Origin of the sequence: Beijerinckia sp. 28-YEA-48 (genome assembly GCF_900104955.1) — a bacterium.
Taxonomy (GTDB): domain Bacteria; phylum Pseudomonadota; class Alphaproteobacteria; order Rhizobiales; family Beijerinckiaceae; genus Terripilifer.
Window position 1 is genome coordinate 5,227,635 of sequence record NZ_FNSI01000001.1, and the last position, 15,445, is coordinate 5,243,079.

General features: G+C 59.7%; 17 protein-coding genes. 16 read left to right on the forward strand and 1 reads right to left on the reverse strand.

What is annotated here, in order from left to right; translation table 11 throughout:
- The first annotated feature begins 48 nt into the window (after positions 1-48).
- Both BLW50_RS24470 and BLW50_RS24475 read left to right on the forward strand, forming a co-directional pair.
- A complete protein-coding gene (locus tag BLW50_RS24470; protein ID WP_170850334.1) occupies positions 49-1,773 on the forward strand; it encodes a feruloyl-CoA synthase in 1,725 nt (574 codons plus the stop codon).
- A 444-nt stretch (positions 1,774-2,217) separates the two neighbouring features.
- Positions 2,218-2,529: a hypothetical protein gene (locus BLW50_RS24475; protein ID WP_090707476.1), complete on the forward strand. Its 312-nt coding sequence runs from the start codon at positions 2,218-2,220 to the stop codon at positions 2,527-2,529.
- Positions 2,530-2,737: 208 nt separating this feature from the next.
- On the opposite strand, the gene BLW50_RS24480 is transcribed toward BLW50_RS24475, so the two are convergent.
- Entirely contained in the window at positions 2,738-3,670 is a 933-nt protein-coding gene (locus tag BLW50_RS24480; RefSeq protein ID WP_170850335.1) for a flagellin N-terminal helical domain-containing protein, read from the reverse strand.
- A 251-nt stretch (positions 3,671-3,921) separates the two neighbouring features.
- Here BLW50_RS24480 and flgB point away from each other — a divergent pair, with 251 nt between their 5' ends.
- From flgB to BLW50_RS31280, 14 genes are all read left to right on the forward strand, one after another.
- A complete protein-coding gene (flgB, locus tag BLW50_RS24485; protein ID WP_090707478.1) occupies positions 3,922-4,308 on the forward strand; it encodes a flagellar basal body rod protein FlgB in 387 nt (128 codons plus the stop codon).
- 2 nt (positions 4,309-4,310) lie between these two features.
- On the forward strand, positions 4,311-4,733 hold the full coding sequence (gene flgC / locus BLW50_RS24490) for a flagellar basal body rod protein FlgC (protein ID WP_090707479.1): 423 nt from the start codon (positions 4,311-4,313) through the stop codon (positions 4,731-4,733).
- Entirely contained in the window at positions 4,730-5,068 is a 339-nt protein-coding gene (locus BLW50_RS24495) for a flagellar hook-basal body complex protein FliE (protein WP_090707480.1), read from the forward strand. The genes flgC and BLW50_RS24495 overlap by 4 nt, the downstream gene beginning before the upstream one ends.
- Before the next feature lie 8 nt (positions 5,069-5,076).
- Positions 5,077-5,865: a flagellar basal-body rod protein FlgG gene (flgG, locus tag BLW50_RS24500; RefSeq protein ID WP_090707481.1), complete on the forward strand. Its 789-nt coding sequence runs from the start codon at positions 5,077-5,079 to the stop codon at positions 5,863-5,865.
- A 4-nt stretch (positions 5,866-5,869) separates the two neighbouring features.
- The gene (gene flgA, locus BLW50_RS24505; protein ID WP_090707482.1) at positions 5,870-6,346 is read left to right on the forward strand and encodes a flagellar basal body P-ring formation chaperone FlgA; all 477 of its coding nucleotides are present in this window, start codon (positions 5,870-5,872) and stop codon (positions 6,344-6,346) included.
- Entirely contained in the window at positions 6,346-7,446 is a 1,101-nt protein-coding gene (gene flgI / locus BLW50_RS24510) for a flagellar basal body P-ring protein FlgI (RefSeq protein WP_090707483.1), read from the forward strand. The genes flgA and flgI overlap by 1 nt, the downstream gene beginning before the upstream one ends.
- 495 nt (positions 7,447-7,941) lie before the next feature.
- Positions 7,942-8,484: a MotE family protein gene (locus BLW50_RS24515; RefSeq protein WP_139267725.1), complete on the forward strand. Its 543-nt coding sequence runs from the start codon at positions 7,942-7,944 to the stop codon at positions 8,482-8,484.
- On the forward strand, positions 8,468-9,211 hold the full coding sequence (gene flgH / locus BLW50_RS24520) for a flagellar basal body L-ring protein FlgH (protein WP_090707485.1): 744 nt from the start codon (positions 8,468-8,470) through the stop codon (positions 9,209-9,211). Before BLW50_RS24515 ends, flgH begins: the two co-directional genes overlap by 17 nt.
- Positions 9,212-9,226: 15 nt before the next feature.
- Entirely contained in the window at positions 9,227-9,733 is a 507-nt protein-coding gene (locus tag BLW50_RS24525) for a flagellar basal body-associated FliL family protein (RefSeq protein WP_090707486.1), read from the forward strand.
- On the forward strand, positions 9,730-10,476 hold the full coding sequence (gene fliP, locus BLW50_RS24530) for a flagellar type III secretion system pore protein FliP (protein WP_090707487.1): 747 nt from the start codon (positions 9,730-9,732) through the stop codon (positions 10,474-10,476). Before BLW50_RS24525 ends, fliP begins: the two co-directional genes overlap by 4 nt.
- Positions 10,477-10,666: 190 nt before the next feature.
- Complete coding sequence (locus BLW50_RS24535) at positions 10,667-11,596, forward strand: flagellin N-terminal helical domain-containing protein (protein WP_090707488.1); 930 nt, start codon at positions 10,667-10,669, stop codon at positions 11,594-11,596.
- Between the two features lie 143 nt (positions 11,597-11,739).
- Positions 11,740-13,377 carry a flagellar basal-body MS-ring/collar protein FliF gene (fliF, locus tag BLW50_RS24540; protein WP_090707489.1) on the forward strand — a complete coding sequence of 546 codons (1,638 nt, stop codon included), beginning with the start codon at positions 11,740-11,742 and terminating at the stop codon, positions 13,375-13,377.
- The gene (locus tag BLW50_RS30495) at positions 13,374-14,003 is read left to right on the forward strand and encodes a hypothetical protein (RefSeq protein WP_139267726.1); all 630 of its coding nucleotides are present in this window, start codon (positions 13,374-13,376) and stop codon (positions 14,001-14,003) included. The genes fliF and BLW50_RS30495 overlap by 4 nt, the downstream gene beginning before the upstream one ends.
- Positions 13,903-15,384, forward strand: a complete 1,482-nt coding sequence (locus BLW50_RS31280; protein WP_170850336.1) for a flagellar motor protein MotB — start codon at positions 13,903-13,905, stop codon at positions 15,382-15,384. Before BLW50_RS30495 ends, BLW50_RS31280 begins: the two co-directional genes overlap by 101 nt.
- Positions 15,385-15,445 lie beyond the last annotated feature (61 nt).

Genomic DNA, 15,445 nt, shown 5'->3' on the forward strand with positions numbered 1-15,445 from the left:
GATTTTACTTCGATCGCCGTGAGCTTGGTCACGCGGTCGGATGGCTCGATGATTTTGCGAAGCAATGTTCCCACCGTGGAAAGCGAGGACCGTCTACACGACTATTTACGCCATTGGGCCGCCGTGCGCCCGCAGCAAACCTTTCTGGCTGAACGCAATAAGGACGGCAACGGTTGGCGCGAAATCACCTATGCGGAGGCTGACGATGCGGTCTCGCGTCTCGGCGAAAGCCTCGCGTCGCGTCCGCTTGGGCCCGATCGTCCCATTCTCATTCTGTCCGGCAATAGCATCGACCACCAGTTGATGGCGCTCGCCGCGATGTCCGTCGGCATTCCCTACACGCCGCTCTCGGTGGCATATTCCACCCTCAGCGGGGACCTGGGCAAGCTGCGCGCCATTTTGACTCTCCTGGATCCGGGCCTCATCTTCGTTGACGATGCCCAGCCATTTGTGCGCGCGCTGGCTATTCCGGAAATGCAAGGCCGAGAGATCGTGGTCGCGCGTGGGCACGATCTGGTGCCGGGCGCTCAATCTTTGAATGGGCTCTTGAGCGCGCAACCAGGAAATAACCTCAAGAAACGTGCCGAGGCTGTGACGGCGGATACGGTGGCCAAGATTCTCTTCACGTCGGGGTCGACCGGAAGCCCGAAGGGCGTTCCCACGACCCATCGCATGATGACCACGTCGCAGGAGCAGATCGCCAGCATCTGGCCGTTCATGAGCCAGCAGATTCCCGTCATCCTCGATTGGCTCCCGTGGAGCCACGTCTTCGGCGGGTCCTTCAGTTTGAATAGCGCCCTGCGGCACGGCGGCATTTTCTATATCGATGATGGCCGGCCGGTTCCCGGCGAGTTCGCGCGCACGGTACGAAACATCCAGGACATTCGCCCGACGCATTATTGGAACGTGCCGAAAGCTTATGAGCTGCTGGTTCCAGCTCTCAGAGACAATGAGCTTGCGCGCAAAAATTTCTTTAGCGACTTGCTTATGATGTTCTATGCGGGTGCCAGTCTTCCCGAACCGATTTGGCGCGATCTCGTCGAACTCGGTCGGCAGACCACGGGGCGGGACGTACCGATGTTGACGAGCTGGGGACTGACCGAGACGGCGCCCTCCATCACCATTGTGAACTGTTCGGCCCTTGAAGTCGGCAATATCGGCATCCCCGTGCCTGGGCTTGAGCTCAAATTGGTGCCGCATCAGGGCAAGATGGAAGCGCGTGCGCGCGGCCCCAATGTGATGGCTGGCTATTGGAAGCTGCCGGAAGCCACCGCCGCGGCCTTCGATGAAGAAGGATATTTCCGCACCGGCGATGCCTTGAAACTGGCGGATCCCCATAATGCTTCGAAGGGCGTCATTTTCGATGGCCGTACCACGGAAGATTTCAAGCTTCTCAGCGGCACGTGGGTCGATGCCGCAAGTGTGCGGCTGCGCGTTCTCGCCGCCTTTACAGGGTTGGCGAGCGATGTCGTCGTGACAGGTGCGGATCGCAGCGAAATCGGTGTGTTGATCCTGCCGACAGCGGGTCGCAATCCAGACGATCCTGACTACCGTGACGCGCTCGGCAGAGCCCTGTCCAAGGCCAATGATGCTGTGTCCGGCTCGGCGCAAGTCGTGGCGAAAGCCGGCCTCTTGCGGCAAATGCCGACCTTCGATTCCGGAGAGATCACCGAAAAGGGTTCCTTGAACGCCCGCCTGATCCGCGAACGACACCGCGATGAGATCGATCGTCTTCACAGCGGGCTCGAGGTTGATACGATCGTGCCCGCATAAGGGGCGCAGGCTTAATGCATCAGATGGTTTCGCGTCGCCTCGGCTCCTCGCGCTGCCGTTTGTGCTGGTCGCGAGGCAAATAGCGCGTTAACGAATTCTGCCTTTGAGGCTGTGTTCAGCGACAAGCGTTCTCTGGCTTCGTTAAATAATCTATCTAGTAACGAAGCTTCAGATTCACTTTATTCTTCTTGAGATTACTTGCCCCGGCTTGTCGCACGCGCGGCAAATTGCCCGGCGATTACGCTTGATACGTCCCGTGATGTTTGGTCAAATTGGCGTGAAAAGGCTAGAACAGAGCGTGCCAATAGTTAATGCTGCCATTAGTTAGCGTGGGAGGCCGGGTGTTGGTTTGCTGGTTTTAATTCCTAATTTTTATTATATGAATAGATGGAACTTTTTGAACTGTCGTTTCTTTGTATATGAACTGATTGCAAAGGGGCCTATATGCCATTCGCTTTTATTTCTGATTTGCAGTCGGTGCAGGGGCCAGAGCGCGACCATCTGCAGCATATCGACGATGCGCTGACCAATGTTGTGCGAAAGAACGCTCTGTTGGCGCGCGATGGTGCTCTCAATCCGGACGTGATTTCAAATGCCACTGTCGCCTTGCTGCTGACGGTGGCGGCGCGCGAGGCGCTTGTCATTGCGGAGCAAGCCGGCCAGCGCGTCGATGGCGCTGCCTTCGAACGGCTGGCTAAAGAAGCTTTGAGCTGGGCGATAAGCAGGAGCGACGCCAGCCAGAAGGGGCTTCACTAGCGGCTGTTGAAACGCTCTGCGTTGTCATGCCCGCTCAACGGCTGCGCCGCTCGGAAATAACACCGAGGGCTTTTCAGCGGCATCGCCCCAGGTTCTCGTGACGAGATCGGATTAACGAGACTGGATCAAAAACAAAAGTTCGGTTCTGATGGAATCAGAACCGAACGCGTTCGGGGCGGAATTGGTCGGGAATTCGACGATTTGCCGATTAATTGCCGAAGAGTTTCAGGATCAATTGCGTGCTCTGGTTGGCCAGCGACAGCGATTGAACGCCCAATTGCTGCTGCACTTGCAATGCCTGCAGTTTCGTCGATTCCTTGTTCATGTCCGCATCGACCAGTGAGCCGACACCGCTTGTGATCGCATCCATCAACTGGGAGATGAACGTCTGTTGCGCCGAGATTCGTGACTTGACCGATCCCAGGTTTGAAGCGGCAATCGTCACGTCGTTCAGTGTCTCGTCCGCGATCTTGATATAGGCCGTCAAAGTGGCTTTGTCGGCGGCCGAATCGGTCAGCGCCGATACGTCGAACGTGGCGATCGCCGCCGTCGTCGTGCCAACGGTGCGGTCCTTGTCGAGAATGCCGCCCGTCGTGCCGGACGTGGCGGCGTCGAAGAGCGCAATCTTCGACGCATCGATATCGATCGTGCCGAGCGAAAGCGTTCCATCCGAATCGCGCGATATGGATGCCAATGTGCTTTTAATTGGATTGTAACCCGTAGCGCCGGAATCGACGAAGATCCAGTTTTGTCCGGAGACGGCGGCCGAATCCGCGACGCTCTTCATTTGCTTCTGCAGCTCGGTGATGTCTGACTGCACGTCCGCGCGATTGACGCCGGGCTGAGAGGCGGTCACCAGCTTTGCTTTGATCTGCGAAACCAGGTCTTTCGCCGCATTCATCGCGGCGGTGGCGACGTCAATCGTCGAGCTGCCCAAGTTCAGTGCGTCCGTCACCGACGAATTGGCGTCGTTGTCGGACTTCATCTTGGTGGCGATCGTCCAATAGGCGGCATTGTCGGCCGCGCTTGCGACACGCATGCCCGTCGAAATGTGCGACTGCGTCGTTGCCATGTCCTTGGACGTCTGGGTCAACGTTTGCAGAGCGATCAGAGCGGCATTGTTGGTCAGTATGCTGGTCATGCTCATACTCTTTCATTTTCTGGCGCAATCACCGAGGCGTCTCGGCTCGGTCAAAGGCCGGAAGCCGCGCCCGCGTGACGGCCTGACACGAGGTCTGAAAGCGCCCACTGGATATTTAGCCGGCCGAGGCTTTCGCGAAGCTTGCGTCTGCTTCGTCGTCCAATGCCGAGGGGGACGGGCGTCAGCCTCAGGCAAGTTTGAACGGACATGCTCACGGTGCGGACATGAAATAGGTGTGAGGCTTGAGTGGCATGACAATGGATGCGCTCCAATTATTTGGGCTGGCTTCGCGGCGGAATGAGTGGTTGACCGCGCGTCAGGCCGCCATATCGACCAACGTCGCCAACGCAAATTCACCTGGCTACAAGGCGGTCGATGTTCAGCCGTTCTCGAACGTTCTCGAGAGAATGGATCTGAGCGTCGCGACGACTAAGCCGGGCCATATATCGACTGGATCAATCGCGACGCAGGCGTCGATGGCGAAAGCCGCCCCGGGAGCGGAGGTCACCGTCTCGGGAAATTCCGTCAACGTCGAGGATGAGATGGTCAAGGCGGGCGAGGTGAACCGCGACTACGCGCTGAATACGAACATTGTGAAGGCCTTTCACAAGATGTTGCTGACCGCGATGAAGGCATAATCATGATCGATCCGCTACAGGCATCCCTCAGAATCGCATCGACCGGTTTGCAAGCACAGTCGAACCGGCTGCGCGTCATTTCCGAAAACGTGGCGAATGCGGAATCGACCGGCAATACGCCCGGCGCCGATCCCTATTCGCGTAAAACCATTACGTTCGAGAGCGAACTGGACCGGGCGGCCGGGGTGCCGCTCCTTCGCACTAAGAGTATTGGCGTCGACACCTCGCCGTTTCGGCTTGAGCGCAATCCAGGTCATCCCGCCGCCGACACGGATGGCTACGTCAAGCTGCCTAATGTCGACGTGCTGATCGAAATGGCGGATATGCGCGAAGCCAATCGCTCCTATCAAGCCAATCTGCAAGCGTACAAACAAGCGCGGGAACTGTTTTCCATGACGATTGATCTTCTGAAGGGTGGGGCATGATCGAAGCTGTTGGGTCGTCGTTTTTGAATACGTCCATCGGGACTGGTAGCGCCGTTACGCCGAACGCGTTGGGGAGCGTCAATCCGAACAACAAGGTGTCGGAGGGGCAAGCCGCCGGCGCCGATTTCGGTCAATTGCTGACGCAGCTCTCGGGCGAAGCGGTGCAGACCCTGAAATCGGCGGAACAAGTGTCGGTCGCGGCCATCGGCAGCAAGGTTTCGGCCCAGCAGGCGGTCGAGTCCATTCTTGCCGCGGAGCGGACGCTGCAAACGACGATCGCCGTGCGTGACAAGCTTGTCAGCGCCTATCAGGAAATCAGCCGTATATCGATTTAGGAGTTCCCATGCGATCTCTCGCCATTGCCGCTACGGGTATGAGCGCCCAGCAATTGAATGTTGATGTCATCGCCAACAATATGGCGAACATCAACACGACCGGGTTTAAGCGCGCCCGGGCGGAATTCACCGATCTTCTCTATCAAACCGAACGGCTCCAAGGCGTTTCCAGCCGGGGCCGGGATAATATTGTTCCCGAAGGCGCCTCCGTTGGTCTCGGCGTGCGAACCGCGTCCATTCGTAACCTGCATGTGCAGGGAACGCTCGCGGCGACGGGCAATAAACTCGACGTTGCGTTGACGGGGCGGGGATTTTTCCAGATCACCGGTCCTGATGGTGAGATGCTCTATACGAGATCTGGCGCCTTCAACACCAATGCCACTGGTCAGCTTGTGACGCTGGACGGATATACGGTTTCGCCGACGATCGTTATTCCGACCGAAGCGGTTGATGTCACCGTCAGTGATTCCGGCATGGTCAGTGTGTCGCTCGCCGGTCAGACCGCGCCCCAGCAGTTGGGCCAGTTGACGCTGGCCAATTTCGCCAATGAAGCCGGCTTGGCGCCGCTTGGCGGAAATCTTTATCGCCAGACCGCCGCGTCCGGCCAACCGGTGACGGGCGTGCCCGGCGATCCGGGAGTTGCGACTGTCAAACAGGGCTATCTGGAAAGCTCCAATGTCGATCCGGTTCGCGAGATCACGGAACTGATCTCGGCGCAACGCGCCTATGAAATGAATTCGAAGGTCATTCAGGCTTCCGACGAAATGGCTTCGACCGTCTCCAAGGGCATGAGGTAAGCAAATGTCCGTTGGGCGCTCCCGCGCAACCGGCTGGGTCGAAGCCGCGCTGCTCGCCGCGTTTCTCCTGGCCGGTACGGGCGTTTGCCAGGCGGAAAACTTCAATGTTCCGGTACCGACGGTGGTGATCTATCCGCGTGATGTCATCAAGGACAACATGCTTGAGGATCGGCAGGTGACTTATCGTCCGCAGGGCGCGATCGCGGAATCGCGAGCGCAGCTCGTCGGCAAGGTAGCGCGGCAGACATTGTTGCCGGGGGCCCTGATTCCTGCCAGCGCGGTCGAGGAACCTCGGCTTGTGACCATCGGACATCAGGTGAAAATGGTCTTCAATGTTGGGGGCATCGTCATTGTCGCCTACGGCCTGTCACTGCAGTCGGGGACGGCAGGCGAAATAGTCAGGGCGCGCAATATCGACAGCGGCATCAATATTTCCGGCATCGTGCAGCCGGATGGATCGCTGCTGGTTGGGGGCCTTTGATGCGGCTGTTCTTCTTCGTGCTGGCGGCCTGGTTGTTCGCGATCCCGAGCCAGGCTCTGGTCCGCATCAAGGATATCACGTCTCCGCAAGGCATGCGCGATAACCAGCTTGTCGGCTATGGGCTGATCGTCGGCCTTCAGGGCAGCGGCGATACGCTGCGTAACTCCGTGTTTACCGAGCAGACGCTGCAATCCATGCTCGACAGAATGGGCGTCAACATCCGCGGAATGGTGTTGCGCACGCGCAATGTCGCCGCCGTGATCGTGACTGCCGATCTGCCGCCCTCCATTGGGCGGGGTTCGCGCGTCGATATCACGGTCTCCTCTCTCGGCGATGCGACGTCCCTGATGGGCGGCACGCTGATCATGACGCCGCTGAATGGTGCGGACGGTCAGACCTACGCCGTTGCTCAGGGCGCCGTTATCGTTTCGGGTATGGCGGCCGTTGGGCAAGCTGAAGTCGTCACGCAGGGCGTGCCGACGGCCGCACGCATTCCAAATGGCGCAACCATCGAGCGCGAGCCTCCCGGGCGGCTCGCGGATCTGTCGCCGCTGAGCCTTGAGTTGAGGAATCCAGACTACGCGACCGTGGTTCGCATTACCGACGCCATCAATGAATATTCGTTGCAGCGATTTGGTAAAAGAACCGCCAGGGAGAGGGATTTTCGAACCGTCGTGCTCTCGCGGCCGCCGCGTATCGGGACAGCGCGTTTCCTTGCCGAGATCGGTGATCTGGTCGTCGAGCCCGATACGGTTGCCCGTATCGTGGTGGACGCCCGCACGGGAACGATCGTGATCGGGCAGGACGTGCAGATCTCCACGGTCGCGGTCACACACGGCAATCTGTCGGTTCGCATCACGGAAACGCCGGTCGTGTCACAACCAGCGCCGCTGTCGCGTGGCGGACAGACCGTGGTGACGCCGCAAACCGCCATCGATGTCAGTGAAGCAGGTGGCCAGATCGCCCTTGTCGGCGGGTCGACGCTGCGGACGCTGGTGCGCGGGCTCAATCAAATCGGGGTAAAGCCATCCGGCGTTATCGCCATTCTGCAAGCGATCAAAACGTCGGGCGCGCTCCAGGCCGATCTCGTTGTGCAGTAGCGCCGCCACAGAGATTCTCATCGGTCGATAGCTATGTTCACTCGACAGTCTTACGCAAGCTTGAAACGCCATACCTTCGATATGATGCTGCCGCCCCACAGGAGTAAGTATTCCAATTCACGGTTGATCTCCGTGGTTGGCAAAGCCTGCGTCCTCGCCTGCTGGCTTTATAGCGCGGGGTCGGCTTCGGCACAGGACCAGGCGCAGGGTCAAGCGCAGGGCCAAACACCAAGTCGTCTTGCACCAAGTCCTGCACCAAGTCTTGCACCAAGCCCTGCGCCAACTCCTGCACGAAGTTCCGCGCCAAGCCCGGCACAAGGCCAGGCGCAGGACCGAGCGTCGGCAGGACAGCCTTTGGATATCTTGCGGCCGGGGGCTCAGGGGCGGGCGAGAGCCAATTCGACAGGTCAGCGCGCGGAAGCTGCCAATCGGAAGCAGCGCCAGCAGCCCAAACCGGCGGCGAGCGTCCCGCCGCCGTCGCCTGCGGTACCGACCGTGGCGGTCGTGGAACCTGTTGCGAAAGTGCCCGCGGCCGCACCCGCGTCTGCTCCTGCTGCCACGCCAGCGCCGATACCGGTCGCGAGCTTGAGCGTCCCGGATCTGCCGTCGCGTCCGGTACCCGTTGAAGCCGCAAAGCCGACCAAGCCGACGCTGGCGCAGGACTATTGCGCGAGTTTTTCCAATGCGGCGTCGGAGTTCAGATTTGCCTGGCAAATGCAGCAGATGGCTGAGCTCGAAGGCCAGATCAAACAGCGCATCGCCGAACTCGAGGCGCGCCGGGCTGAACTCGTGCAATGGCAGGAAAAGCAGGAAGAGTTCCGGCGCAGGGCCGAAGAGGGGGTTGTGGCGATCTATTCCCGGATGCGTCCGGATGCTGCCTCGTCCCAACTCGCCGTGATGGAGGAGGCCGGAGCCGCCGCCATCCTGTCCAAGCTCACGCCGAAAACGGCAAGCCTGCTGCTGAATGAAATGAATGCCGCGAAGGCTGCGAAGCTGACGGATTTGATGACGGGATCGGTCGATGCCAGCAAGAAGTGAATATGCTCCTGTCAGAGGCCTGTTTCTGGCGATCGTGCTTGTGACACTTGGGAACTCGCTTGGCGGCTGCGCTGCTGATGTTACGGAGATCGGCCGCGAACCGCGCATGACGGCGGTTGGCAGCGGTCTCGATCAGGAGATCGCGACCCCTTCCGTTTCATCGGCTCCATTCCCATTGCCAGCATATGGAGGCAGGTCGCTGTGGAGCAGCGGACGGGGCGAGTTGTTTCGTGATCAGCGCGCCATGCGAGCTGGCGACGTCTTGACGGTGAGCATTTCCATCAACGACAGGGCTTCGCTCGGCAATACAAGCGATCGCTCCAAAGAAGCCAAAATTTCAAACAATATGGCTGCGCTGTTTAATCTGTTTGGCTGGACGAAGTCGGGGACCCTCGACGTTGAAGTCGACTCGAAGTCGTCGACGAAGGGTCAGGGCAATATCGATCGCTCGGAGAAGATCCAGCTGTCTATCGCGGCCATCGTCACCCAAGTGTTGTCTAACGGCAATCTGTTGATTTCGGGATCGCAGGAAATTCGCGTCAATTATGAACTGCGGCTGCTGAATATCGCAGGCATTGTCCGCCCGACCGATATCGCCCGCGACAACACGATTTCCTACGACAAAATCGCCGAGGCGCGCGTTTCGTATGGCGGACGCGGTCGCAGCATGGAGGTCCAGCAGCCCAATTGGGGCCAGCAGATCTACGATCTGGCGCGCCCGTTCTAGGTAAGTGATCAGCTTATGGCCAGAAATGTCTCGAAGGTGACGGTAAAGGAGAGCGAGCCCAAGCACGGGCCTTCTTTCCTGATGTTCATTGTGGGGCTGCTGGTCGTCACGCTGGTGGCTGTCGGCGGTGGATGGGTGATCAGCACGCAAACCTATGCGATGGCCCATCTCGAAATCGCGAAGGCGCAGAAGGAGGAGGAGACCAAGCCTCGGACCGCCAATAAGGTCCTCTCGAACCTGCTGGAATTGACGCCGATCGTGACCAATATGGGCGCTCCGGAAGAAGCCTGGATCCGCCTCGAAGCAGCCGTGGTCATCGACAATCCGGGCCAGGCGGACACCGATGTTCTGACGCGCGAGATCACCGGCGACTTCCTATCTTACCTGCGGACGATTTCCATCGCTCAGATCCAAGGGGCGATTGGGCTGCAGCATTTGCGGCAAGATCTGATGGAGCGCGCGTCCATTCGGTCCAAGGGACGCGTCCGCGAGCTCATCATTCACACCCTGGTTGTCCAATGAAGCGTCTGGCCGCAGCGTTCTCGCTTTTGGTGCTTTTCATTGTGCTTCATGCAGCACATGCTCAGGCGCAGACCATCGAGCTCGATAAGCTGCTACCGGGAGGCGGCACCTCGGTGAGCGGGCGGATGATCCAGATCTTCGCGGTGCTGACGGTTCTGTCCGTTGCGCCGGGGCTGCTCATCATGGTGACCAGCTTTACGCGGTTCGTTGTCGCGCTGTCGTTTCTGCGGTCTGGAATCGGACTGCAAAGCACGCCGGCCAATATCATCCTCATCAGCCTTTCGCTCTTCATGACCTTCTATGTCATGATGCCGACATTCGACCGCGCTTGGGAGACCGGCGTCCGGCCGCTCATGGAAAACAGCATTTCCGAGCAGGAGGCGATGGTCCGGATCTCGACGCCGTTCCGCGAATTCATGCAGTCGCAGGTGCGCGAGAAGGATCTCAAGCTGTTTTCCGAGCTGGCGCGCGACAAGTTTAAGGTTAACAGCGAAGGCGTCGTCGATTTCCGCATCCTGATCCCGGCGTTCATGATCTCGGAGCTGCGTCGCGGGTTCGAGATTGGCTTTCTTATTGCGATCCCGTTTCTCGTGATCGACATGATTGTCGCGACGCTCACCATGTCCATGGGCATGATGATGATGCCGCCTTCGGTGATCGCGCTACCGGTGAAGGTGCTGTTTTTTGTCCTGATCGACGGTTGGAACATGCTCGTCGGCAGCCTGGTCCGATCGGTCGTATGAACGTCCGGCGCCGCGCGGTTGCGGCGCCGTGCCGCTGTTGAGGAGTTATTAAGAGTCTGGTACGTACTGTCATCCCATAGCAGGTTGTGGCCCCTGGATGAGTCCGGGCCCAAAGGCATGATGCCGCCCTGTTATCCCGGTGCAAGTCCGGAATGTCCCCCACAGTAGTTTAGTTAAAGGGACATAAATTATGGCTAGCCTTATCACCAACAATTCCGCGATGATCGCCCTCCAGACGTTGACGCAGACGTCCAAGGACATGGCCACGACTCAATCGCACATTTCGACCGGCCTGCGCGTCGCCACCGCTGCCGACAACGCCGCTTACTGGTCGATCGCCACCAAAATGAAGTCCGACAACGATGCCAATTCCTCGGTGACGGATGCGCTGAACCTCGGTGGCGCGACGGTCGATGTCGCCACCTCGGCGATGAATGCGTCGAAGGACCTGGTTTCGCAGATCAAGGCGAAGCTCGTTACCGCTTCGCAGCCCGGTGTCGATCGCACCGCCATTCAGTCCGACATCTCCCAGCTGCAGAAGCAGCTCAAGAGCGTCGCCGATTCCGCTTCGGTCTCCGGCCAGAATTGGGTTTCGGTTGACTCGGGCGCGACCGATTACAGCGCGACCAAGAAGACCATCGCCTCCTTCTCCAAGGACACGACGGGCGCCGTTTCGATCGGCACGATCGATCTCGACGCTTCCAAGACCGCGCTCTATGACGTCGCCTCGACCGGCGCGACGGGCGGTATCCTGGACAAGGAGCGGACCATTGGCACCGACACGGCCTCGATCGCCACCCTCGACATCTCGGCCCTGACCGATTCGGCCGCCGATCAGACGACGATGACCAACTATATCAAGATGACGGAAGCGGCGTTCAGCGATATCACCGCCGCAGCGTCCACCCTGGGTTCGGTCAAGAACCGTATCTCGATCCAGCAGACCTTCGTCTCGCAGCTGTCGGATGCCATCACCAGCGGCATCGGTTCGCTCGTCGACGCCGACATGAACAAGGAATCGACCAAGTTGCAGGCCCTCCAGGTCAAGCAACAGCTCGGCGTCCAGTCGATGTCGATCGCGAATCAGAACACCCAGCTGATCCTGAGCCTGTTCCGCTAATAGCTCGGACCAGTATATTTCGAACTGAAAGCCGCGCTGGAAACAGCGCGGCTTTTTCCATTTCAATCCTCGCACAAGCTTCAGCGTGAACTGTTCGGCAGGACTGCTTTGCCAACACGCGGAATCATCTTGTGAATGGGTTCATGGAACAGCTTGAACGGCTGTGGGGCAGCCTTCTGGGGCTCGGTCGGCGCCGTCTGATCGCGCTGGCGATGGTCGGCGCGGCGGTTTTCGCCGCGACGGGGCTCGTGGGCTATCAGATGAGTCGCCCCTCATTTGAGGTGCTCTACGCCGGCTTGGACCGACAGGATGTCAGCCGAATCAGCCGCGCGCTGACGGAAGCGACGGTCGGCTTCGATATCAGCTCCGATGGAGCGACAGTCTATGTGCGTTATGGCGAGACGGCGCGGGCGCGCATGTTGCTGGCCGAGAAGGGGCTGCCGCACGGGGCAAGCGCCGGCTACGAGCTGTTCGACAAGGTCGGATCCCTGGGACTGACGTCGTTCATGCAGGAAGTCACCCGCGTGCGCGCGGCCGAGGGCGAACTGGCGCGGACCATTCAGTTTATGCGCGGGGTGCGAGCCGCCCGGGTGCATATCGTCATGGGCGATGAGGGGTCTTTCCGGCGAGGCCGGCAGACGCCTTCCGCTTCGGTGGCGATCCGCACCGATGCGACCAATGACGCTGCTATCGCCCAGGCGATCCGCCACCTCGTCGCGGCCGCCGTTCCAGGCATGCTGACCGATCAGGTCACGGTCATCGACAGCGACGGGACTTTGCTGTCATCGACAGAAAGCGAGGCTGATGCGGCGCCAGGGCGCCTGCACGGCCTCGAAAAATCGGTTTCGAAGGAAATTCAGGACAATGTCCGTAAGACGCTGTCGCCCTATCTCACTCCGAAGAATTTCCAGATCAGCGTCTTCACGAGGCTGAACACCGATAAGCGTCAGACCAGCGAGACCGTTTACAATCCCGAATCGCGGGTGGAACGCTCGGTGCGCGTCATCAAGGAAAACCAACAGACGCAAAATTCCACCAGCCAGCAGCAGCCCACCAGCGTTGATCGCAATCTGCCGCAGCAGCAACCGGATCGGGGCAAGAGCGGCGATAACAAGCAGTCGAACGAGGAAAATCAGAAGCGCGAGGAACTCACGAATTACGAGATATCCTCGAAGACGACGAGCACGGTCAGCGGCGGTTACGTGATCGAGGCCATGTCGGTTGCTGTCGTCATCAATCGGGCGAGCCTGGCCGGGGACGGCAAGGTGCCGGCGGAGCAAATTGCCGCCAAGGCTGCTGAAATCGAGCAGCTCGTGGCCACCGCTTCGGGCGCGCGAAGGGATCGCGGCGACACAGTAAAAGTGAGCGTTGTCGATTTCGCCGCCTCCGATCGCGATCTCGAGCCCACGCCGGCCCACGGCGTGCTCGATCTCCTGGCGCGATATGCCGGCACGCTCATCAATTCCATCGGCACGTTGTTGGCGATCGTCCTAGTCCTGGTCTTCGGCGTGCGCCCGGCGGTCCGCGCTTTGATGGCCGTCGCCGAGCCGGCGGAAGAGCCGATGACGCCGCTTCTGACGAATGAATCGGGCCAGATGCGGATCGAGGACAGGACGATGCCGTCGCCGATACAGGCGCTGGGCTTACCTGAGCCTGGACCAGAATTGATGTCGCAGCCGATCCATGCGGCGCGCGCCCGTCTCGAGCAGATCATCGCACTCGACGAAACTCAGTCCGTGGCAGTCCTCAGGCAATGGATGACCCATAGGGTGGCCGCGTGAAGACGGTACCAGTGGCGCTTTATCTCAGTCGCATGGATCGCATGCCAGGCGGCCCAAGGCTGGTCGAAGCCGGCCTGGCGATGGCTATGAATGAATCTATCGCCGGTGTTTCCGAACAGGATTGCGCCCGGCGCGTCGCCGAAAGCCTGGAGCACGGCATGCTGGAAGGACGCGCTGCCGCCTTGCAGGAGAGCGAGCAGCTTCTCGCCGTCGAGCGCGCCAGTTTTGAAGAGCGCCTGGCGGCCGAGCGCCAGCGCTGGATCGGGGAAGAGGCCGTTCCCATGCGGGCGGCCATTGTGGCTGGGCTCGGCCAGATTTCCGAACAGATCTCGTCGAAAGTGGCGGAGGCGTTGAAGCCCGTGATTATCGATGCGGTGCGCGCCAGCATGCAGGCCACGCTGGCCGACAAGCTGATCCAGCTTATGGGCGCCGATGGCACGACGCAGATCGAGATCAGCGGGCCAGCGGATTTTGTCGCCGGGCTCTGCGCTCAACTCCCCGAGCATCTGAATGTGGTGCGCGGAGATGCTCACGACGGCGTCGACGTCAGGGTTGCTGTTCGCGATACCGAACTGCAAACGAGCATTGGCGCTTGGATTTCGACTCTTCAGCATTTGGGTTCGTGAGATTTCCATGTCGGAACCAGAACGGCCTCACGAAATCGTCATCATCCGACGTAGTCATGATGATGATCACGACGCCCATCACGGCGGCGTCTGGAAGATCGCATTCGCCGACTTCATGACCGCCATGATGGCGTTCTTCCTCGTTCTTTGGATCGTCAACTCCTCGAGTAAGGAGACGCGGTCTTCCATCGCGCTCTATTTCAATCCGGTGCAGCTGACCAACAGCACGGCGGCGCGCAAGGGACTTCAGGATCCGAAAAAACTGGATTCCGATGCGTCCCATACGTCGAACGTCAGGGAGCCAGAGGCAAAGCAGAACGAGGACAAGGAAGGCGGCGCGGTCACTGTTGAGGACCACAAGCCGCAGAGGCAAGGGCCCGCGTCCGAAACGGAGAAACCGCGTGGCGAGGTGAAGGATCCCAAGAGTGCGCCCGATGTGAAAGAGCAGGCGGCTGCCCGGCCAGGGGGTGGGGCAGCCAGTGCTGCTCAGAGCGCCTTGAAACCGGGAGCTATCAACGAAAGCGCTCTCTTCCGCGATCCCTATGCCGTCCTGTCCGAAATCGCAGCATCGAGCGAAGAAGGCGGATTGAAAAAGGAAACACGGGAGCGGCCGCCCGAGGCGAACACCGGGCGACTGGGGCTCAATGCTGCCGATAAGTTCCGCGATCCGTTCGAGCCGGTGGTTCCGGTTCTGCGCAGTCAGGCGCTGGATACGTCCAGCGCCAATCAGATTGCGAATACGCTGGATACGTCGGCTCAGCCGCCGCGGTCGATCGCAGGCGTGGGGAGCGTTCCAGTCAATGCGGGCAGCCCTCCCCAAGATAGGGCCCAAGATCGGCCGCAAGATAAGCCGCAAGACAGATCATTAGACAAAGCTGCATCGGGCGCGTCGGACGAGGCGACAGGGGTGAGTGGTGACCAAGCCGCTAAACTGAAGGTGCTGCTCGATCAGGCGCTCAGGGATGAGGTGGGTGTCAAAAAATCACCGCGTATCGAACTCAAGACAACGCAGGAAGGGACTTTGATCAGCCTGACCGACGATCTTGAGTTCGGCATGTTCAAGATCGGATCGGCGGAACCGGATCCAAAGACCATTCGCGTGATGGCCAAGATCGGCAATATCTTGAAGTCTGTTCCAGGCTCCGTGGTTGTGCGCGGTCATACGGATTCACGCTCGTATCGAACCGCGTCCGGCGATAATTGGCGCCTGTCGTCTTCCCGGGCGCAAATGGCGTTCTACATGCTGGTGCGGGGTGGGTTTGACGAGAAGCGCTTCGACCGAGTCGAAGGACATGCTGATCGGCATCTGAAGAATGTCGCTTCGCCCTTTGCGGCGGAGAACCGGCGGATTGAAATTCTAGTCAGGAACGACAAGTCGTGAGAGCCGCCGCGCTAGGGTTTGCCATATCGGTCTTCGCCCTGACGAGCGCCTCGGCGCAGGC

What these genes read in the sequence shown, in the direction of transcription:
- BLW50_RS24470 (WP_170850334.1), top strand. Translation starts at nt 49, where the DNA reads ATGATTTTGCGAAGCAATGTTCCCACCGTGGAAAGCGAGGACCGTCTA.
- BLW50_RS24475 (WP_090707476.1), top strand. Translation starts at nt 2,218, where the DNA reads ATGCCATTCGCTTTTATTTCTGATTTGCAGTCGGTGCAGGGGCCAGAG.
- BLW50_RS24480 (WP_170850335.1), bottom strand. Translation starts at nt 3,670, where the DNA reads ATGACCAGCATACTGACCAACAATGCCGCTCTGATCGCTCTGCAAACG.
- flgB (WP_090707478.1), top strand. Translation starts at nt 3,922, where the DNA reads ATGACAATGGATGCGCTCCAATTATTTGGGCTGGCTTCGCGGCGGAAT.
- flgC (WP_090707479.1), top strand. Translation starts at nt 4,311, where the DNA reads ATGATCGATCCGCTACAGGCATCCCTCAGAATCGCATCGACCGGTTTG.
- BLW50_RS24495 (WP_090707480.1), top strand. Translation starts at nt 4,730, where the DNA reads ATGATCGAAGCTGTTGGGTCGTCGTTTTTGAATACGTCCATCGGGACT.
- flgG (WP_090707481.1), top strand. Translation starts at nt 5,077, where the DNA reads ATGCGATCTCTCGCCATTGCCGCTACGGGTATGAGCGCCCAGCAATTG.
- flgA (WP_090707482.1), top strand. Translation starts at nt 5,870, where the DNA reads ATGTCCGTTGGGCGCTCCCGCGCAACCGGCTGGGTCGAAGCCGCGCTG.
- flgI (WP_090707483.1), top strand. Translation starts at nt 6,346, where the DNA reads ATGCGGCTGTTCTTCTTCGTGCTGGCGGCCTGGTTGTTCGCGATCCCG.
- flgH (WP_090707485.1), top strand. Translation starts at nt 8,468, where the DNA reads ATGCCAGCAAGAAGTGAATATGCTCCTGTCAGAGGCCTGTTTCTGGCG.
- BLW50_RS24525 (WP_090707486.1), top strand. Translation starts at nt 9,227, where the DNA reads ATGGCCAGAAATGTCTCGAAGGTGACGGTAAAGGAGAGCGAGCCCAAG.
- fliP (WP_090707487.1), top strand. Translation starts at nt 9,730, where the DNA reads ATGAAGCGTCTGGCCGCAGCGTTCTCGCTTTTGGTGCTTTTCATTGTG.
- BLW50_RS24535 (WP_090707488.1), top strand. Translation starts at nt 10,667, where the DNA reads ATGGCTAGCCTTATCACCAACAATTCCGCGATGATCGCCCTCCAGACG.
- fliF (WP_090707489.1), top strand. Translation starts at nt 11,740, where the DNA reads ATGGAACAGCTTGAACGGCTGTGGGGCAGCCTTCTGGGGCTCGGTCGG.
- BLW50_RS31280 (WP_170850336.1), top strand. Translation starts at nt 13,903, where the DNA reads ATGCTCACGACGGCGTCGACGTCAGGGTTGCTGTTCGCGATACCGAAC.